Origin of the sequence: Fulvivirga sediminis (assembly GCF_016757215.1) — a bacterium.
Taxonomy (GTDB): Bacteria; Bacteroidota; Bacteroidia; order Cytophagales; family Cyclobacteriaceae; genus Fulvivirga; species Fulvivirga sediminis.
Genome location: NZ_JAESIY010000006.1, coordinates 314739 through 334741, shown reverse-complemented (window position 1 = coordinate 334741; position 20003 = coordinate 314739). Strand labels below are relative to the sequence as shown.

Genomic DNA, 20003 nt, shown 5'->3' with positions numbered 1-20003 from the left:
TATATAGGAAAGGACAATAAAAAAGCCGGACAATGTATTCCATTGTCCGGCTTTTTTATAATTGTGTAGATTTTATTCTTGATTTACCTTTTGCTCACTAGGCTTGTCTACTTTTATTCGCTCTTCTCTATTGGCCAGTTCCCAAGCGGTGTAAAATACCAATTTGGCTCTTTTTTCTAATAAATCGAAGTTAATCTTATCAACAGTGTCTGTAGGCTGATGATAATCTTCATGGGTTCCATTAAAATAGAAGATTACAGGGATATTGTTTTTAGCAAAGTTCCAGTGGTCAGACCGGTAATAAATTCTTTCTGGGTGATTCTCATCATTATAAGTGTAATCCAGCTCAAATTTAGTGTACGTGTCGTTAGCTTTTTCGCTTATAGTATGCAGTTCTGATGAAAGTTTATCTGCACCTACCAGGTACAGATAGTTAATATCATCCTTATGCTTTTCATCTATTCGGCCAATCATGTCGATATTTAAGTCAACTACAGTGTTTTCTAAAGGAAATACAGGATTACTGGTGTAATAGCTCGAACCTAACAAGCCTTTTTCTTCTCCAGTAACAGTCATAAATAGCATGCTTCTGCGAGGGCCGTTACCGTCTTCCTTAGCTTTAGCAAAGGCTTCTGCTATTTCTAATACCGCAGAAGTTCCAGAGCCATCATCATCAGCGCCATTATAGACTTGTCCATTTTTTATGCCTTCATGGTCATAATGAGCAGTAACAACTACAAGCTCATTTTTTTTATCAGAACCCTCCAGGTAGCCCAGCACGTTTTCAGATGATACCGTCTTTACTTTTTGCTGAGTTTGATATTTAATAGTGCTTGTTTTTATCTTCTTTAAAGACTTTTTACCGGAGTCGTTAGCTGCAGCTCTTAGTTTTTCTGCTGAGGTGTTAAAGATCTCAGCTGCCGTAGTGGGAGACAAAAGAAATACTCCGTCTGCACTACCCGTAGCAATAGATGGTTTCTCTAAAGATAACCTTCCTCCTGATAAATATCTTTTAAATCTATTAGTAGTAGTTTTAAAATCTTCATCAGAAGCATCTGTTACAGCAAAGAGAACAGACACTTTAGCTTTTTCAGCATTTTGCATCAACTTTGGGTCTCTTAGGCTATTTACAAATATTAGAGCTGCTTTACCTTCTGCTTTTACTTGGTTAAAGTCCTCTTCAGAACCATTTCCGGCAAATACAATATCAGAGGTTATAATATTGTTGGTACTAGATGTGCCGTAGTAAACTATATCTTCAAAGTTTTTTTTCTTTTTACCATTAACTTCTATGAAAATATCGCCCGGCACAGTAGAGTAGAGCTCTACTGGCTGTAGATAACTTTTTCTGTCTCCATTTTTTACTGGAGCCATTAGTCCTAGTGATTCGAAATGAGCGCTTATGAAAGCTGCGGCCATTTTTTGCCCTCTCGTTCCTGTTTCTCTGCCCTCTAGTGCATCTGAAGCTAATATGGAAAGATCTTCGTGTAAGTCTTCTTTGGTAATGGTAGATGCGTATTTCTCGGCTGTTTTGTCCTGAGCATATAAGCTTCCTGTCAGGACAAACGCAATCAAAAATAATTTAAGCTTTCGCATATGTAATAAGCTGATTTTTAGAAATGTTTATTTCAAAAGTAAAAAAAAATATTTCCAAGAGGCCCTTATTTATTATGAATTGTTACAAGCGGCAAATTCGCAGTTTGATAATTGATTTTATAAGTTTTTGCTCGTGCATATTTCTGATAAAGAAATACTAACTTTGCATTTTCATTTTGGCGGGCAAAATGGAAGTGTTTTTACAAGAACTTACTTCACTAATGAAACTTGAAATTAACAACCTGGAAAGATTCGAAACGAGGCACATCGGGCCAGACGAGGCACAAATTAAGGAGATGTTAGGCTTAATAAAAGCTACATCGTTGGAAGAACTGATTGACCAGACTATTCCTCAGGCTATTAGGCTAAAAGAGGAAGTAAATCTACCTTTGGCAAAGACGGAGTACAAATTTTTGAATGATTTCAAGTCCCTTGCCAGCAAGAATAAAATTTACAAGTCTTATATAGGAGCAGGATACTATAATACTTTTGTTCCTCCTGTTATATTAAGAAATATACTTGAAAACCCGGGATGGTATACTGCTTATACTCCTTACCAAGCTGAAATAGCACAAGGTAGGCTGGAAGCTTTAGTGAACTTTCAGACTATGATTATAGACCTTACGGGTATGGAGATTGCTAATGCATCTCTATTAGATGAAGGTACTGCAGCGGCTGAAGCGGTAGCTATGTTGGCAGGAGCAAGGAAGGGAAGCAAGAAGAAGGCATCAAAGTTTTTTGTTGATCAAAATGTATTTCCTCAGACTATCAGCGTAATGAAAAACAGAGCGCTGCCTGTAGGTATAGAGTTGGTAGTGGGTGACATCAATACTGTAGATCTTACTGATCCTGAATTATATGGTGTTTTGGTTCAAAACCCTGATAATAACGGGCAGGTTCATGACTATACTTCTTTTATAGCTTCCGCTCAAGAAAACAATGTATTCACTGCTATAGCAGCGGACTTAATGAGTCTGCTATTAATGAAATCTCCTGGAGAGATGGGGGCTGATGTAGTAGTAGGTACTAGTCAACGTTTTGGAGTGCCTATGGGATATGGTGGACCACATGCGGCCTATTTTGCTACTAAAGACAGTTATAAAAGGCAGATACCAGGAAGAATAATTGGTGCTTCGGTTGATAGTGAAGGTAACTCTGGCTACAGAATGGCACTACAAACTCGCGAGCAACATATCAGAAGAGAAAAAGCGACTTCTAACATCTGTACAGCACAGGTACTTTTGGCTGTGATGTCAGGTATGTATGCCGTTTATCATGGCCCTACTGGATTAAAGAAGATTGCAGAGCGTATTCACGGCCTTACTTTATTGTTAGATAAAGGCCTTAAGTCTTTGGGCATAGAGCAATTAAATACTGGCTACTTTGATACGTTAAAAGTTAAAGTAGATAATGTAGACGCATTGAAAGGCGAAGCTTTAAAAAGCGAAATAAACTTTAGGTATTTTGATGGTCATGTAGGTATCTCTCTTGATGAGACTACCAGAATCGAGGATATTGAAGAAATTCTTTCTGTTTTTGCAGCTGCTAAAGCAGGCTCATTATCTTTTTCTGCTCAGTCAGAAAGTGAAAACTTGGAAATGAACTGGCCACATGAGCTCATCAGAACATCAGAATATTTAACTCATCCTATTTTTAATACTCATCATTCAGAACATGAAATGACGAGATATATAAAGAGGCTTGAAAATAAGGATCTTTCCTTAGTTCACTCGATGATTTCATTAGGCTCGTGTACTATGAAGCTAAATGGAACTACTGAAATGATTCCTGTTACTTGGCCAGAGTTGGGTAATATTCACCCATTTGCCCCTGTAGATCAGGCAGAAGGATACCATGAAATGTTCAAAGATCTTAGCGATTGGCTGTGTGCTATTACTGGTTTCTCGGCAGTATCATTACAGCCAAACAGTGGTGCACAAGGTGAGTATGCCGGACTTATGGTTATAAGAGCTTATCATGAAAGTAGAGGTGATAGCAAGAGAAATGTGACTTTGATTCCTTCATCAGCTCATGGTACTAACCCTGCCAGTGCAGTGCTTGCTGGTATGAAGGTGGTTATTGTTAACTGTGATGATAAAGGAAATATTGATGTAAGTGACCTGAAGGCGAAAGCAGAGGAGCATAAAGATGAACTTTCTGCTTTGATGGTAACATATCCTTCAACTCATGGAGTGTTTGAAGAAGAAATCATGGAGATATGTGAGATTATCCATGAACATGGTGGTCAGGTGTATATGGATGGTGCTAACATGAATGCTCAGGTAGGTCTTACTAGTCCTGCTAATATAGGAGCAGATGTATGTCACCTTAACCTACACAAAACTTTCTGCATACCTCATGGTGGAGGTGGCCCTGGTATGGGACCGATCGGCGTAGCTTCTCAGCTAGCCCCGTTCTTGCCAGGAAATCCTGTAGTAAAAACAGGAGGCGAGCAAGCCATTGATCCTGTTTCAGCAGCACCTTGGGGTAGTGCTAGTATTTTGGCTATTTCATACGCTTACATAGCGCTTATGGGAAGAGAAGGATTGAAAAATGCTACTCGCATGGCTATTTTGAACGCTAATTACATCAAAGAAAGGTTGTCAGGTCATTATCCGGTATTGTATACTGGTAAGAATGGCAGATGTGCACATGAGATGATCATCGATTGCCGTGAGTTTAAGAAATGCGGCATTGAAGTGGAAGATATTGCTAAGCGATTGATGGATTATGGATTTCATTCGCCTACAGTGTCATTCCCTGTGGCAGGTACTATGATGATTGAGCCTACTGAAAGTGAGCCTAAAGAAGAGTTAGATAGATTCTGCGATGCCCTTATAGAAATAAGAAAAGAAATAAAGGAGGTAGAAGAAGGCGCTTGTGATAAAGATAATAATGTGCTTAAAAATGCTCCTCACACAGCAGCATTGATTACAGCAGATGCATGGGATAAACCCTATACCCGTGAAAAGGCGGCTTTCCCATTAGCGTATATCAGAGATGCCAAATTCTGGCCTACGGTAGGCAGAGTGGATAATGCTTATGGAGATAGAAACCTGATGTGTAGCTGTTTGCCTATAGAGCATTATGAGGCTTAATAAGCTATCGTTTTAATATACAACATAAAAAGTCCGTAATTCTCAGTTACGGACTTTTTTTATTCCTTTTTAATATAGTAACATTCCTTTCAACTCTTCTTTAGTTTATAACTTTTGGCACTCAGGCCGATTGGTTTTAAGGGGTTTCTACGCACTTTTACTAATAGCCTTATTTTTAGCTTTTAAGTACTACATCTGTAAAGAAGATCGGTAATACGACGTGTATAACAGTGAAATATTAGTGGAACTAATATAATATTAACAATTGTCCTTACCGGGAGTTTTATTGGTGAGTTAATTGTAGTTTGTATTGAAGCTAATTCTATTTAAAACTCATATTATGAACAGGCATAATTGCGTATCATTAATTGTGTGTATAGGCCTAATATTTATTTCCAATATTAGTTTGGGGCAAAATAAAGGGCGTTTGCTTAAATCTTCCGTAAGTAAAGAGACCGGTAGATATAAATACCTCAAATTTGACACAAAAGCAGAAAGTGTAAGTGCTACAGAGGTAAATGAGGTCTTGCATGAGAGGTTGTCAGTTAATAATGAAAATGATTTTAAGGCTATCAAGTCTTATACAGATTCTCGAGGGAGAGTACATACTCGCTATCAGCAATTTTATAAAGGAATACTAGTTGAAGATGCTATTTACAATGTACATACCGTAGCCGGTAAGGTTTCTGCAATGAATGGAGACTATCAAGTGTTGGAGGGTGTGGATGTAAATCCATCACTATCTGGGGAGCAGGCTTTTAAAAAAGCGGTGGATTTTGTTGGCGCTAAGAGTTATTTATGGGATGAACATGACCAGGCAAACGCTATAGGATATGAAAAACCTGAAGGAGACTTGGTGATTGTTAAAGACGAACTAGCTTATAAATATGATATTTATTCGTATCAGCCTTTGGGCAGACTTTATGTTTTTGTAAGTGCTAAAACAGGAGAAATAATTAAGTCAAAGCCTATTATTCATCATGTGGCGGAAGAGGGTACCGCTCATACCCGGTATAGTGGTGTACGAAGTATTCAGACGGACCGCTTTTCAGGAAATAGCTATAGGCTTAGGGATAACACCAGAGGGGAAGGTATAGAAACCTATGATATGAATGGGGGGGCAAACTTTGATCAAGCTTCTGACTTTGTGGATAATGATAATAGTTGGGAGGAAGACGAGTGGAATAATGAAAGTAAAGATAATGGAGCTTTAGATGCACATTGGGCAGCGGGGCAAACTTATGATTATTTTCTCAATACCTTCAATAGAAAGAGCTATGACGATAACGGCGGTGCAATTAGAAATTATGTTCATTTTGATCTAAAAGAGCTAGGCTATGCAGACAATAACAATGCATTTTGGGATGGAAGCAGAGTTTTATATGGCACTGGTGATTTGCCATATACCGTAATGGATGTGGTAGCACATGAGATCGGTCATGGTATCAATGATCATACTGCTGAATTAAATTCTACAGGAGAAACTGGCGCTCTCAACGAGGGTTTTAGTGACATCTGGGCAGCCTGTGTAGAGCGTTATGCTGCTCCTGAAAAGCAAAACTGGTTAGTGGGTGAAGATTTAGGTAAGGCAAGACGCTCATTGATTGACCCTAAATCCAACGAGCAACCAGACACTTACCATGGCGCATTTTGGGTTACAGGATCATCTTCTGATAATGGAGGGATACATACTAACTGTACAGTTTTAGGGCATTGGTTTTATATTTTAGCAGAAGGTAAAAAAGGTACCAATGACAATGGAAATAATTATGATGTGGAAGGAATCGGTATTGAAAAAGCTGCTGAGATAGCTTACTTGTTAGAAGTTGCCTATTTAACACCTAATTCTGGCTTTTTGGAGGCTCGAAACTATGGGATTGAAGCTGCCAAATCGTTGTTTGGAGAGGATTCGGAAGAAGCAATAGCAACCCAAAGTGCTTGGTATGCTGTGGGGGTCGGGGTAGATTACCCAGATGGTGATTCTATGGGTTGCGTAAAGGGTACCGTGACTTTAACCATAACTATGGATGATCATCCTGAAGAAATTAGCTGGTCTCTTAAAAATAGTGACAGTAAAGTAGTGGACTCAGAAGCTAATTACGAAAACTTGGAGGCAGGAGCTGTTGTAACTAAAACCTTTAATTTGGAGGATGGAGAGTATGATTTAATTATTAAGGATGAATATGGAGATGGTATTTGCTGTAGTCACGGTAATGGGAGTTTTACATTAAAAGATGATTCTACTAATATTACAATAGGAGGCGGTTCAGAATTTGAATACACTTCGGTAATAGAGTTTTGCGTTGGTAAGGGCAAGGTTGATGTAGATCCACCGAGCAAACCAGGATTGGTGACAGTAAATAATATTACCGCTGAGAGTGCTCATGTACGTTGGGTTACTGCTACAGATAATGTAGGTGTTTCAGGATATGAAGTTTACCTTAATGATGAATTGAAGACTTTTACTAAAGAGAGGAGCTATTCTTTAAAGGAACTTACTGCGGGTACTAGTTATCAGGTGTCAGTAAGGGCGAAGGATAAAGCTGGAAATACATCTGAAGCTGGAGTTAGTCAATTCACAACCTTAGAGGATATTAGTTTTTATTGCAGCGCAAGGGGTAATAATGTCAGTTACGAGTGGATTGATCATGTGCAGTTAGATTCTATAAATAATAAAACATTGTCAGATAATGGGTATGGAAACTTTACAGATCAAACTACTACTTTGAGCAAGGGCTCTGCTTATACTATATACTTTAGTGCTGGTTTTAAAAGCTCTGCATATAAAGAATTCTGGGGCATATGGATAGATTTTAATCAAGATGGAAAGTTTAATGCTGAAGGGGAACAGATAGTGACGGGATCTTCATCAGCTAGTGGGGTATTATCATCAGAGTTTGTAATTCCTGATTCAGCACTTACAGGTACCACCAGAATGCGAGTGGCTATGAAGTATAATTCTGCACCCGAACCTTGTGAATCATTTGAGTTTGGAGAGGTGGAGGATTACTCTGTGAATATAATAGACGGCTTATTGGCTTTTACCCCAGTAGGAGTTGAGTCTTCTAAGTCATTAGAATATGAAGAAATAAAAAGGGAAATTTCCCTTTCACCAAATCCTGTGAAGGATAGGTTACATATTGCTTTGCCAGATCAAATGGAAGTATTGGAAATTAGGCTTACTTCGCTTAACGGGAAAGAGGTGAGAAATGTAGAAATAGATAAAGAAAGAAGAGAGATCAATATGTCTACTCTCCCACAAGGTGTTTATATCATACTAGTGCAAACTGAGAGATATAAGATTATGGAGAAGGTTATTAAGGAGTAAGTGTATTTACTTGCCTTCTTTATAATAAATGAGTATCTAATTAAATTTTAATCATCTTGCTAATGATAAATCTTGGTTCGCAGTAATCACTGAAAGTTCTAAACTTAATACTGCAAACCAAGCTCAAACCTCACTCATAATAAATCACATGAAGTAGTGTTTTACCTACTGCGCTTAAAGTTTCTTTACTTATGATAGACATATTGTCTTGATGAGTATGGTGAAAGTTGCCAAAACCACCGTCTTTAGGGTCAAAAGCAATAATATCAATCATGGGTATTTTTGCGTATTCATTTACAAATACATGATCGTCGGTAGTTTGTCCACCTGGTTGTTTTATGAAATAGTTAGAAAAACCAAGTTCAATACCTTTGTTCCAAACTTTATCTACTATAGATGAGGCATAGTATTTAGACATGCCTTCAATGTAAAATTTGGCATTTTTCCCTCCTACCATATCCAGTAGTATACCATAATAGGCAGAGTAATTCCCTTTGTTTTTAGACCAGTATTGAGAGCCCAGACACCACCATGAGTCTAATCCTTGAGGAGTAGGTACATCAGCACCTTGGGTTTCGCCCCAGTCTTCTCCATCAAAAAGTAAAATGTCTATTCCTACCTCAGGCAGTGAGCTGTTATGTAATACTCTGGCTACTTCTAGCAGCACACCTACTCCACTGGCCCCGTCATTAGCCGCATCTATTGGTTCATATTTTCGTACGGAGTCTTTGTCTGCAAATGGTCGGGCGTCCCAGTGAGCGGCCAAAAGAATTCTTTTGCTCGCCTTAGGGTTAAAGGATGCCATTATATTAGTAAGTGATACTTGTTGGTTATCAAAGGTGGTAGAGGTAAACTCCTGAGGTTTAACCTGAGCCCCATATTTTTCAAAGGTGCCTATTAGATATTGTTTAGTAGCTTCATGAGCTTCACTGCCGGGCACTCTTGGTCCAAATTCTACTTGCTTAGATACAAAATGATAAGCTGAGTCAGCATTGAAGTTAGGAACATTTACAACTTTTTTGCTTTCAGCTTCTTGAGAGCTCTTTTTTCCGTCTCCGTTACAAGAGATAATTAAAAGGCTTATAAACAAAAGATAGACAAAACTTTTTATATATATAACGATGGGAGAGCCGGTGCCTGACATTGATCTTTTCATTTTATTTAACAGTTACAATTATAACTCATTATCATTTAAAAACTGTAAAGAATAGTTTGTTGATTATATTGTTTGTAAAGCAAACAAAATTGCTTTAAATTTGCGTTGAAAATCGACATTTAGTTTTGAGGGGACGCTAGTCCCCTCTTTTTATATTCTGTTTTCAATATGGATTTGGAAAAACGTGTATACGACATAGCAGAGAAACACCTACCTGATGAATCAATCTTCATGGTGGATGTAGTAATAAAGTCGAACAATGGGCCGAAGAAAGTTTTGGTGCTTATAGATGGAGACGAGGGGCTGAACATAGATACTTGTGCAGACCTAAGTAGGCTTATAGGGAATGAAATTGAAGAAAATAATGTTATTGGTGATGCTTACAGACTTGAAGTATCTTCTCCAGGGACAGATCACCCTTTGACATCTATTAGGCAATACAAGAAAAATATAGGCAGGCAAGTAAAAGTATACCTACAAGATACCGAGGTAGTAGGAGTACTTAAGGCGGCAGATGAGAACAGAGTTGTTCTCGATAAAGAGGTGAAAAAAGGGAAAAAGAAAGATTTGGAGGAGGTAGAAATACCGTTGTCAGATATTAAAAAAACAATAGTTCAGATTTCATTTAAATAATAGAAAAATGGATACCGGTGTATTAATCGAGTCATTTGCAGATTTTGCAAAACAAAAAAATATAGATAGACCTACGATGATTCGTATTCTTGAAGACGTATTCAGGACTATGATCCGTAAGAAATTTGAGACTGATGAAAACTTTGACATCATTATAAATGCCGATAAAGGCGACTTAGAAATCTGGAGGTTTCGCGAAATCGTAGATGATAACAGTGAAGACATTTGGGATCATGACAAAATTAGCTTAAGCAAGGCTAGAAAAATAGAGCCGGATTTTGAAATAGGTGAAGAAGTAGCAGAAGAAATTACACTTGAAGATTTTGGTAGAAGAGCTGTGATGACGGCTCGTCAGACCTTGATCCAAAAAGTGAAAGATCTGGAAAAAGATATTCTTTTCCAGAAATATAAAGATTTAGTAGGTGAAATTATTTCAGGAGAAGTATATCAAATACTTAGTCGTGAAGTATTACTTACTGACGGGGACGGTAATGAAATTTCAATACCGAAAAATGAACAAATACCCAAAGACAGATTTCGTAAAGGCGATCCTATGAGAGCCATAGTGGATAGGGTGGAGATGATAAATGGTAATCCGAAGATTATCCTTTCTCGTACCAGCCCGGTGTTCTTGGAAAGACTGTTCGAAAGTGAAGTTCCCGAAGTATACGATGGCCTTATTACCATAAAAAGGGTGGTAAGAGAGCCTGGAGAGAGAGCAAAGGTGGCAGTAGAGTCTTATGATGACAGAATAGATCCTGTAGGTGCTTGTGTAGGTATGAAGGGATCTCGTATCCATAGTATTGTAAGAGAGCTGCAAAACGAAAATATAGATGTTATCAATTATACTGATAACATGGAGTTGTATATTGCAAGAGCTTTGAGCCCTGCTAAAATATCAAGTATAAAAATTAGCGAAGAAGATGGTCGCGTATCAGTATATCTGAAACCAGATCAAGTGTCTTTAGCTATTGGTAAAGGCGGGCAAAACATTAAGTTGGCGAGTAAGTTAGTAGGTTTAGAGATCGACGTATTCAGAGAACTGGGAGATTTTGAAGAAGAGGATGTGGATATCGATGAATTCGTAGATGAAATTGAAGACTGGGTTTTAGACGAGCTTAAAAGAGTTGGCCTTGACACAGCAAAGAGCGTATTGGCACTCTCCAAAGAAGAACTTGAACGAAGAACCGACCTTGAAGAAGAGACAATTAACAATGTGATGCAGGTTCTTAAACAAGAGTTCGAGTAAGCAAATTTTTAATAATCACAAAAAAAAGGGATATTTGAATATGTCAGAAGAAAAAACCATGCGGCTAAGTCAGGTGGCCAGGAAATTAAATGTTGGTAGAACTACCATCGTTGACTTTCTGGCTGATAAAGGCTTCGATGTAGATAGTAGTCCAAACTCTAAAGTTACTGGAGAGCAATTTGCGATGCTATCTAAGGAATTTGCTGCATCTGCTTCTGAAAAAGAGGAGGCTTCTGGGCTTACTATCGGAACTAAGCACAACGAACACGTTGTGATAGATTCAGATGGAGAAGAGCCTAAAAAGTCGGACGATGAAGAAAAAGTCTTAATTAAAAATCTTTCTAAAGGGAAAGATGAAGTGGAAGATAAGCCCAAAGAAAAAGAAAAGGAACCAAGCAAACCTGAGAAGGTAGAGCATGATAAACCTAAATTAAAAGGGCTGAATGTAGTTGGTAAAATAGACCTTCAGAATAAGGACAAAAAAGAGGAGCCTAAGGCAGAAGCTAAAAAAGAAGAGCCTAAGCCTAAGGAAGAACCTAAAAAAGAAGAGAAAAAGCCTGAGCCTGAGGTGAAGAAAGAGGAAGCTCCTAAAAAAGAAGAGGAAAAGCCTAAGGAAGAACCTATTAAGGTAGAAGCTAAAAAAGAAGCCCCTAAGGAAACTCCTAAAGAGCAACCTAAACCTGTTGAAAATAAGAGCGATAAAGCTCCTAAAGATAAAATCGAAGAAAAACCTAAACAGGTTCAGAAGAAGGAGGCCACTCCAAAACCTCAACAAGAAAAGGTGGAAGCTAAAAAAGACGATTCTAAAAACAAAAGCAGTGAACAACCTAAGCATCAAGGAGTAATTGAAGCTAAAGCTGATAAATTAAAAGGCTTAAAGGTAGTTGGCAAAATTGAACTTCCGGTAGAGAAGGATAAGAAAAAGGATAAACCTGTGGCATCTTCTGATGACAGAAAAGAGCAGAAGAAGAAAAAGAGGCCGAGAAAGAGGATTCCTAGAGACAATCAGCATAATAATAACAACAACAATAATAATAACAACCGCGGTAGATCTAAGAGACCACGTGTAGAAAAAGAGGAGCCTTCTGATAAGGAAATCCAAGATAAGATTAAAGCTACACTGGCTAAGCTTAGCGGTAATAAAAAGAAAAGTTCAGGTTCTAAATATAGGAGAGAGAAGCGTTCTGCCTTAGCTGAAGCTAAAGAAGAACAAATGCTTCAGGAAGAACAGGAATCAAAAATCTTGAAAGTAACAGAGTATATTTCTGCTAATGACTTGGCGTCATTAATGGATGTATCTGTTAATGATGTGATTTCTACCTGTATGGGACTGGGTATGTTTGTTTCTATTAACCAACGTTTAGATGCTGAATCTATTACTGTAATAGCAGATGAATTTGGTTATAATGTAGAGTTTACAAATTCCGATGATGATCTGGAAATTGAAGTAGAGGAAGATGCCGAAGATGATCTTAAAGATAGAGCTCCTATTGTTACTATAATGGGGCACGTAGATCACGGTAAAACATCATTACTTGATTATATAAGAAGCTCTAAGGTTACTGCCGGAGAGGCTGGAGGTATTACTCAGCACATTGGTGCTTATGATGTAACTACTGAAAGCGGTCAGAAAATTGCATTCCTGGATACACCAGGTCACGAAGCGTTTACCGCTATGCGTGCTCGTGGTGCTCAGGTAACTGATATTGTAATTATAGTAGTGGCGGCTGATGATGACGTGATGCCACAGACTAAAGAGGCTATTAACCACGCTCAAGTAGCTGGTGTTCCTATAGTAATTGCCATAAACAAAATAGATAAGCCTGGAGCTAACCCTGATAAAGTGAGAGAGTCACTTTCACAAAATAATATTTTGGTTGAAGACTGGGGTGGTAAATACCAAAGTCAGGAAATTTCTGCCAAAACAGGGCAAGGAGTAGAGGACTTACTAGAAAAAGTATTGCTTGAAGCTGAGTTACTAGAATTAAAAGCTAACCCTGATAGAAAAGCGGTAGGTGCTGTAATAGAAGCGTCTCTTGATAAAGGTCGTGGATACGTAGCTACACTACTTGTTCAAAATGGTACTATGACGGTAGGTGATGTTATCTTGGCAGGAGCTTACCATGGTAGAGTTAAAGCCATGTTTGATCATAAAGGTACGAAGATGGATAAGGCAGGGCCTTCTACACCAGTACTTATGCTTGGTCTTGATGGTGCTCCACAGGCTGGTGACAAGTTCAATGTTATGGATAGTGACCGTGAAGCCAGAGAGATAGCCAATAAAAGGGAGCAGATACAGAGAGAGCAAAACATCAGAACCAAGAAACATATTACACTTGATGAGATTGGTAGACGTTTGGCTATCGGTTCGTTCAAGGAGCTTAATGTAATTGTGAAAGGTGATGTGGATGGTTCTGTAGAAGCACTTTCTGATTCATTATTAAAACTAAGTACTGAAGAGATTCAGGTTAATATTATCCATAAAGGAGTAGGTCAGATATCTGAGTCTGACGTGTTGTTAGCCTCTGCTTCTGATGCAGTAATTGTCGGTTTCCAAGTGAGACCATCAAGTTCTGCTAAGCGAATAGCTGAGAATGAAGAGATCGAAATCAGATTATATTCAGTTATCTATGATGCCATCAACGATGTGAGAGATGCCATGGAAGGTATGCTTGATCCTGAAGTTGAAGAAGTGATAGTAGGTAATGTTGAAGTAAGAGATGTATTTAAGATATCTAAAGTGGGTACCGTAGCAGGTTGTATGGTTACTGATGGATATATTAAGCGATCTAACCCAATAAGATTAATACGAGATGGTATCGTAATCTACTCAGGAGAGATGGGACAGTTGAAACGTTATAAAGATGACGTTAATGAAGTGAAGAGTGGATATGAATGTGGTATCAGTATTAAGAACTTCAATGATATTAAAGAAGGTGATGTGGTAGAAAGTTACGAAGAGAGAGAAACTAAACGTACGCTTTAAAGAACGTCATTGTAAAATTTTTATTATAAAAGGAGCCGTTGACGGTTCCTTTTTTATTGAAAAAAAATAAACTTTTATTGGACAATAAAGTTAAAATGTGGTAATATGAGGTCAAGAATCTTGTATTTAAATTGTCAGTGATGAAAGTTTGTAGAATAGGTTAAATTTTCTCTTTTTTTTAAGAAAGAAATATAAAAAGTGGAGAGTAATTTATAAATTGTGCGTTAATTCAAATTTTTTTAATAAACCTTACGAAAGACATTTTAAAGTTTATAGGCCATGGAAGAAACATCGATGCAATCTTTTGAGACCTGGAATACGTGGGCGCAGTATATAGCGTTTGGCTTGGCAGGGGTATCCATTTTTATTTTTTTAGGACATTTGATTAAACTGACTGCCTCCAGTGATTCAAAGAATAAGTACGATTATATTAACAGGAGCGAGATCAGTGTATTAATGACATGTAGCGTTCTCCTTATTGTAGCAGGTGCATTTTACTCAAATTCATTTATTTATGAACTAGGTATTTTATGGCTGTTTGTGAGAATATTTGTGACCATTTCTATGGGATTAATATTTGGTGTGATTATTCAAAACTTGCTTAAGTTTTACTATCCTTTTTATATTGAAAAAAGGTTGAAAAAATTGCGCTATAAGCCAAGAGTTTCCCCTAAAACAGGCAAACTTATGAAACTTCTTAGTGAAGAGGAAGAGGATGTTTACTTGGATGAAGGTATGCAGGCTGAGGAAAATATATTTTCTATTGATTATGATGTATGGGTAGATGAAGAAACTGGCTATACTAAAATTGAAAAATATGCTGGCCATTTACATGCATTACAGTGCCCTGAGTGTAATTATCAAACTTTTAGAGTTTCAAGAGAAGAGATTTTGAAAGCACCATCTCCGGCGTCTGAAGGAGAGCTTATGAAGCACTATGAATGCGGTTACTGTGGGTATAAAGCTAAAAAGACTTTTAAGATAGCTATGCTAGAGGCTCAGAAGGCTGGCTCTACAGCTACTGCTTAAAATAATATTAATATTAGTGGGCTGCTTTAGTAAATAAGGCAGCCTTTTTTGTTTTAATGCTTTAGGTTGTAGTTTGCTTATCTCTCTTATATAAGTTGACTTTCCCAGAACATTGGAATGAAAAGATGAAGCCTGTTCTATCCGACTTCATCTTCATACATTATTTCTTTATTCATTATGAAGTTGACCAATTAAAACACCAGAAATATTCCAGGCGCTGAACATATTCCCTTCTCTTTCTCCTATAGGGATATATACTTCGATGGTATGTTTGCCTGGGGTTAGATTTTCTATATCAATGTAATAGGGCTGAGAAACCGAACCCGGGCACCATCCTGAGCGACTATAGTCGGAAGAGGATAAACCATTCCAGAAGTTGCCTGAAGCAGGGTTGTAAGATCTGTAAGTGCCACAGTCCACTCTCCAAGGAGTATAACTGAAAAAAGGTTCTTCATCTAGGAATAGTTGATTTTTCTTTGGCACGAACTCATCTCCTCCTTCCCAGCCACCGTGGCCTGTGGAGATATATCTAAAAGTTGCTTTTTTTACGCCTGGCGGAACGTCAAATTCCACTTTTAGTGTATCGTTTTTGAACATGGTTCCATATTCTTGGCCCGCCATTTCCATTACATTGGTGGTGTTAAAAAGAGATTGTACCCAATATTTTTGTTTAGGAGTTGATGATTTTTCCTGCTGGTTGAGGTGATACTTAAGGTTAAGGCTTACTTTATGACCTCCTGCGTCATAGTTGCCAATAAATACAGCTATCCAGCATTCACCTTGTAACACGGGTAGTAAATGGCTTACGTCTTGTTTGTAGCTCACTGAATCAGCCCAGGTTATACCTACATCTCGTTTGTCATTAAAGTGGTTAACTCCAAACGGAGTAAAAAAGCGCATGAGCTCTATAACAGGATCATAGGTAGGGCTACTAACCACTCCTTGGTAAGTCTTGTTCTTTGAGCTTATATATTTAGGTAGGACATCTACACCGGATTTAAGACCATCTAAAAAGCTCTTTTCTTTACCAGTGGGTATGATGAATGCAGAGCCTGTTCTGTCATAGGCATCCCCGTTTGATTTTTCTACTATCTCTGCAAATACTGTCGTCCCATCAGGAACCTCAGGAAGTTTAATTTTTTTAGCGATTATGGTGCCGCCAGCAAATCTGTAAAGTTGGTTTAGTTTATTGCCTTCAGGGTTGTTGATATTATCTCCCCAATTAATTTGTTCATCTTCAAAGATCTGAATTTCTTTTACGAAAGCGTTAGCTAGACGTAGACCAAAATTTACCTGATCAATTTCTTTTCCTAAATCATCAGGCATGAGTTTAGGAGCATTTTTCTTTTTATAGAACTCTATATTGGTAGCTTCCCATCCGTAGTTTTCATTGCTAACATATTTTAAGACCAGTCCTTTGGTGTATGGAAAGGAAAGTACTGGAGTTCCTTTAAGGCCGGTATCGGTAGTGACCCAAAGCTCTATTTTATTAGAGAAGGATGAACCAGTATATTTTTGACAATTATATCCCAATATTTTTGCAGGAGGACCTTCTGCCTTAAAGCCTTCAAGTTCATTGAATTTGATCTGTGTGTAGTAAGCTTGGCCATCCATGAAAATGGCTTGTCTATAAACGGTTTGGTTGGTGTAATCATGATAGTTATACTGTTTTGGTACTTCAGGAATTAGGTTTTTGCCTGATTGATCTGTCCAGGTTTTAGAGATGCTATTGTTATATTCCATGATTATTAGATCTCGCTGTCGATCTATCTCTCCATTGTGCCAAACCGAGTATTCTACTTTTCCACTTCTATCTGATGGGTTTGCTAAGGCTATGATAAGCGATGGGGTACTCAGTAACAGTAATAAAGTAATGATTCTATACATTTTGGTTAATATGTTGAGGTGGTGTTTCATTGCTTAAGCTATGGTAATCTAGCTAATGATGCAAGTGAGGTTATTTAAGTAAAACGATTTAGCTTGAATTTAAATAAAATTTTCTTAAACTAGCTGATGTGCAGTTGAGTATTCATGTGCTCATGTTTTCAGGAGCTGCTGTAAGTTATAAATGGATCAATATATGAAGAAGCAAGTTCGATCAACATTTCAAAAATTTATTATCTACCTCTTTCACATTGCGTTTGGGCTGGGGTTAGTTGGTATTAATGTAATACAAGCGCAGTCAATTGAAGTGTTTAGCCGGTATAATTATTATCTGCCTAACAATGAGATGGAGGTAGTGGCTGTATTTTCAGAGAATATTGAAGAACATGAATATACTATGCGGTTGTGGAGACGTGACAAGCCAGTAAATGTTAATATGCTGTATGCAGACAATCGATTGGAGGCCACGCTGGTAGAGCCTTCTTTTCCTTTTGGGATTGAGACCCTAAGATACTCGATTATGAAGGGGAATGATATGTTAAAGGAGGGTACTGTTGACGTTGTTTTGCGATCTGAAAAGCAAAATGCCGTTCAAATTGATAGGTTAACAGGTGGTTTAATTGCTGATGGAATGCCCTTTTTCCCTTTTGGGTTTTACTGTGTGCCGGTAGGTGATTTGCCAGAAAGGGAAGTAGTTCATGGCATGAATTTGATTGGTCCTTATCAAGATAATCAGCCAGAAGGATTGTCTGAGCGTAAGGCTTACATGGACAGGTGCGCAGAGCTAGGTGTAAAAGTACAGTACTCTGTGAATTCATTGATTGGAAGCGGTCATAATGGAGCCCCAGGTATGGATATGTCTAAAGAGAATAAAATAGCCCTTTTAAAGAGTGAGATTGAAGCCTTTCGAGATCATCCGGCGCTATTATCCTGGTATATTAATGATGAGCCAGATGGACAAGGGAGGCCCGTTGCTATCCTCGAAGAGGCCTATGAAATGATTCATCAATTAGATCCTTATCATCCCGTTTCTATCGTTTTTATGATGCCATCAAGAGCTGCTGAATTTGAAAATACGATGGACATAGCTATGACAGATCCATATCCTATTCCGAGAGCCCCAGAAGAGGTTTTACATAATCTTAATGGTTACAGAGAAGCTTATCAATATAAAAAGTCAGTATGGCTGGTTCCTCAGGCCTTTGGCGGACAGGAAATGTGGGAGCGAGAGCCTACTGCTAATGAATTGCGGGTGATGACGTATATGGGGTTGATATCTGGAGCTAAGGGTATTCAATACTATATTAGAGGTGAAGGAAATATAAACCCTCAGTCTGTTTCCGCTTGGTCAGAGTGTAGTAATATGGCTGTTGAGGTGGCTCAGATGTCTTCCTTTTTATTATCTGCTGACGTAGCCCCTTCTGTTAAGGTTAATGATGAGCGTATTCTTACTAAGGTTTTTAAATATCAAGGAGATCTATTGGTCATAGCTGTTAATGAAGATAATGAACCTAAAAGTTTCGATTTAGAAATTGCTGTAGATAACTCAAATTACCAAGAGGAAGCTGAATTATGGTTTGAAAATCGGTCAGTGACTTTTGAAGATAATTACATCCATGATATGATCGATGCGATGAGCACCAGAGTTTATTTAATTCATCAAAAGGCGATTAATGACCATGATAAAATATCGCTTAGGAATTTAATCGTGAATCCTAGTTTTGAAGAAGTTGCAAGTCCCGGACAGCCTATAGGTTCTAATAAAACCTATACAGATTTTTCTGAACGTGATTTAGGAGCTACTGTATTTACTGATCCTAGGGTAAGTGTAGATGGGATGTTCAGCCTTCGGGTAGTTACACCTAAAGATAGAGGAGGGAATAAAATTCGTTTTTTGCCGATGGTTGTTAGTAAGGATAACAGTTATGAGGTATCTGTTTGGGCCAAGGCTAAGCCTCAAATGCATATGCCTTCTTTTTCATTTAATATGGATTTAATGAATCAGCATCATTCCTATCAATTAACCTCTGAGTGGAAAAAGTATTCATTCATTTTTACAGCTCCGCTTTCTTCTACTAATACAATTCTTTCTTTGGAGATGACCAACAAGGGTATAGGCTGGTTTGATGTATTGCAAATGACTCCTACTCCCGTCATTTATTATGAAGTGAAATCAGACAATACTGCAGAAATAATCATGGAGTCGAATTCTGAAAGCGGTAAAATTAGATTTGATATTGATAAGAAACCAACGGCCAAGAGCCGTGTATATACAAGGCCGATGATCATACCAGAGTCATCAACTGTGTATGCAGCGCTATATGATGGTAAAAAGCAGCTTGCTAGTTCTCAATTATTTGTTCCTGTAAATAAAGCTTTGCGAAAGCCCGTTTCTTTGAAGAATCCTGTTCATGAAAAGTACCAAGCAAACGGCAGTAAGAGTTTAACAGATGGTGTTATGGGCTCTACGGCGTTTAAGGATGGGAGATGGTTAGGGCTTAGTGGCACTGATTTAATTGCGACTATTGATATGGAAAAACTTACGCAAGTGCATAAGTTGAGCGGTAGTTTTTTATGTGACCCTAATAGTGGTATTTTTCTGCCCACAAAAGTAGAGGTGTATACTTCAGTGGATGGTGATAGCTTCGAGTTTATAGGAGAGCAGGAAAATATTTTTGGAAACGTAAGAGGTGAGCCCGTGGTGTATCAGCTTTCTGTGCCACTAAAAGATAAAAAAGTACGTTATGTAAGACTAGTGGCTAGAGCCTTTGGAGAGATTCCAGAGGGTTATCTCTTTACGGGATCTATCTCATGGTTGTTTGCAGACGAATTATTAATAGAATAAAACTGAAGAAGGAGCTATTTAAGAAGTTTTTAGTTTTTGCCTATATATCTTCTGGCAACTTTATCTGATCTGAGTAGAATTTCATTCTTGAATGATTTTGATCAAGCGGTTGTATTCGCTCGATGAAGTCATGTTTGTGATTGTAAAAGACTTCAACATAAAAATTATAGAGTAGATAAAGATTTACTTTATATCCATA

10 protein-coding genes are annotated in these 20003 nt (G+C 38.0%); 7 read left to right on the top strand and 3 right to left on the bottom strand.

Going from position 1 to position 20003, the window contains the following annotated elements; all coding sequences use genetic code 11:
* Positions 1-72: 72 nt before the first annotated feature.
* Positions 73-1596, bottom strand: a complete 1524-nt coding sequence (locus tag JL102_RS12955; protein ID WP_202244840.1) for a M28 family peptidase — start codon at positions 1594-1596, stop codon at positions 73-75.
* A gap of 221 nt (positions 1597-1817) precedes the next feature.
* Between JL102_RS12955 and gcvP the strand changes: the two genes are divergently transcribed.
* Together gcvP and JL102_RS12945 are read left to right on the top strand one after the other, a co-directional pair.
* Positions 1818-4694: an aminomethyl-transferring glycine dehydrogenase gene (gcvP, locus tag JL102_RS12950; protein ID WP_202244839.1), complete on the top strand. Its 2877-nt coding sequence runs from the start codon at positions 1818-1820 to the stop codon at positions 4692-4694.
* Positions 4695-5034: 340 nt separating this feature from the next.
* A complete protein-coding gene (locus JL102_RS12945; protein ID WP_202244838.1) occupies positions 5035-8022 on the top strand; it encodes a M4 family metallopeptidase in 2988 nt (995 codons plus the stop codon).
* Between the two features lie 130 nt (positions 8023-8152).
* Here JL102_RS12945 and JL102_RS12940 read toward each other — a convergent pair whose 3' ends face one another.
* The gene (locus JL102_RS12940; protein ID WP_237390575.1) at positions 8153-9178 is read right to left on the bottom strand and encodes a M28 family peptidase; all 1026 of its coding nucleotides are present in this window, start codon (positions 9176-9178) and stop codon (positions 8153-8155) included.
* A 168-nt stretch (positions 9179-9346) separates the two neighbouring features.
* On the opposite strand from JL102_RS12940, the gene JL102_RS12935 reads away from it, so the two are divergent.
* The 4 genes from JL102_RS12935 to JL102_RS12920 all read left to right on the top strand — a co-directional run bounded on the left by JL102_RS12935 (position 9347) and on the right by JL102_RS12920 (position 15075).
* Positions 9347-9811 (top strand): ribosome maturation factor RimP, encoded by a 465-nt coding sequence (locus tag JL102_RS12935; protein WP_202244837.1) that lies wholly within the window; start codon positions 9347-9349, stop codon positions 9809-9811.
* 7 nt (positions 9812-9818) lie between these two features.
* Entirely contained in the window at positions 9819-11060 is a 1242-nt protein-coding gene (nusA, locus tag JL102_RS12930; protein WP_202244836.1) for a transcription termination factor NusA, read from the top strand.
* Positions 11061-11100: 40 nt separating this feature from the next.
* Positions 11101-14046 (top strand): translation initiation factor IF-2, encoded by a 2946-nt coding sequence (gene infB, locus JL102_RS12925; RefSeq protein ID WP_202244835.1) that lies wholly within the window; start codon positions 11101-11103, stop codon positions 14044-14046.
* A gap of 279 nt (positions 14047-14325) precedes the next feature.
* Positions 14326-15075 (top strand): hypothetical protein, encoded by a 750-nt coding sequence (locus tag JL102_RS12920; RefSeq protein WP_202244834.1) that lies wholly within the window; start codon positions 14326-14328, stop codon positions 15073-15075.
* A 168-nt stretch (positions 15076-15243) separates the two neighbouring features.
* Here JL102_RS12920 and JL102_RS12915 read toward each other — a convergent pair whose 3' ends face one another.
* Complete coding sequence (locus tag JL102_RS12915) at positions 15244-16962, bottom strand: PNGase F N-terminal domain-containing protein (protein ID WP_202244833.1); 1719 nt, start codon at positions 16960-16962, stop codon at positions 15244-15246.
* Between the two features lie 193 nt (positions 16963-17155).
* Here JL102_RS12915 and JL102_RS12910 point away from each other — a divergent pair, with 193 nt between their 5' ends.
* Entirely contained in the window at positions 17156-19804 is a 2649-nt protein-coding gene (locus JL102_RS12910) for a carbohydrate binding domain-containing protein (protein ID WP_202244832.1), read from the top strand.
* Positions 19805-20003: the final 199 nt, after the last annotated feature.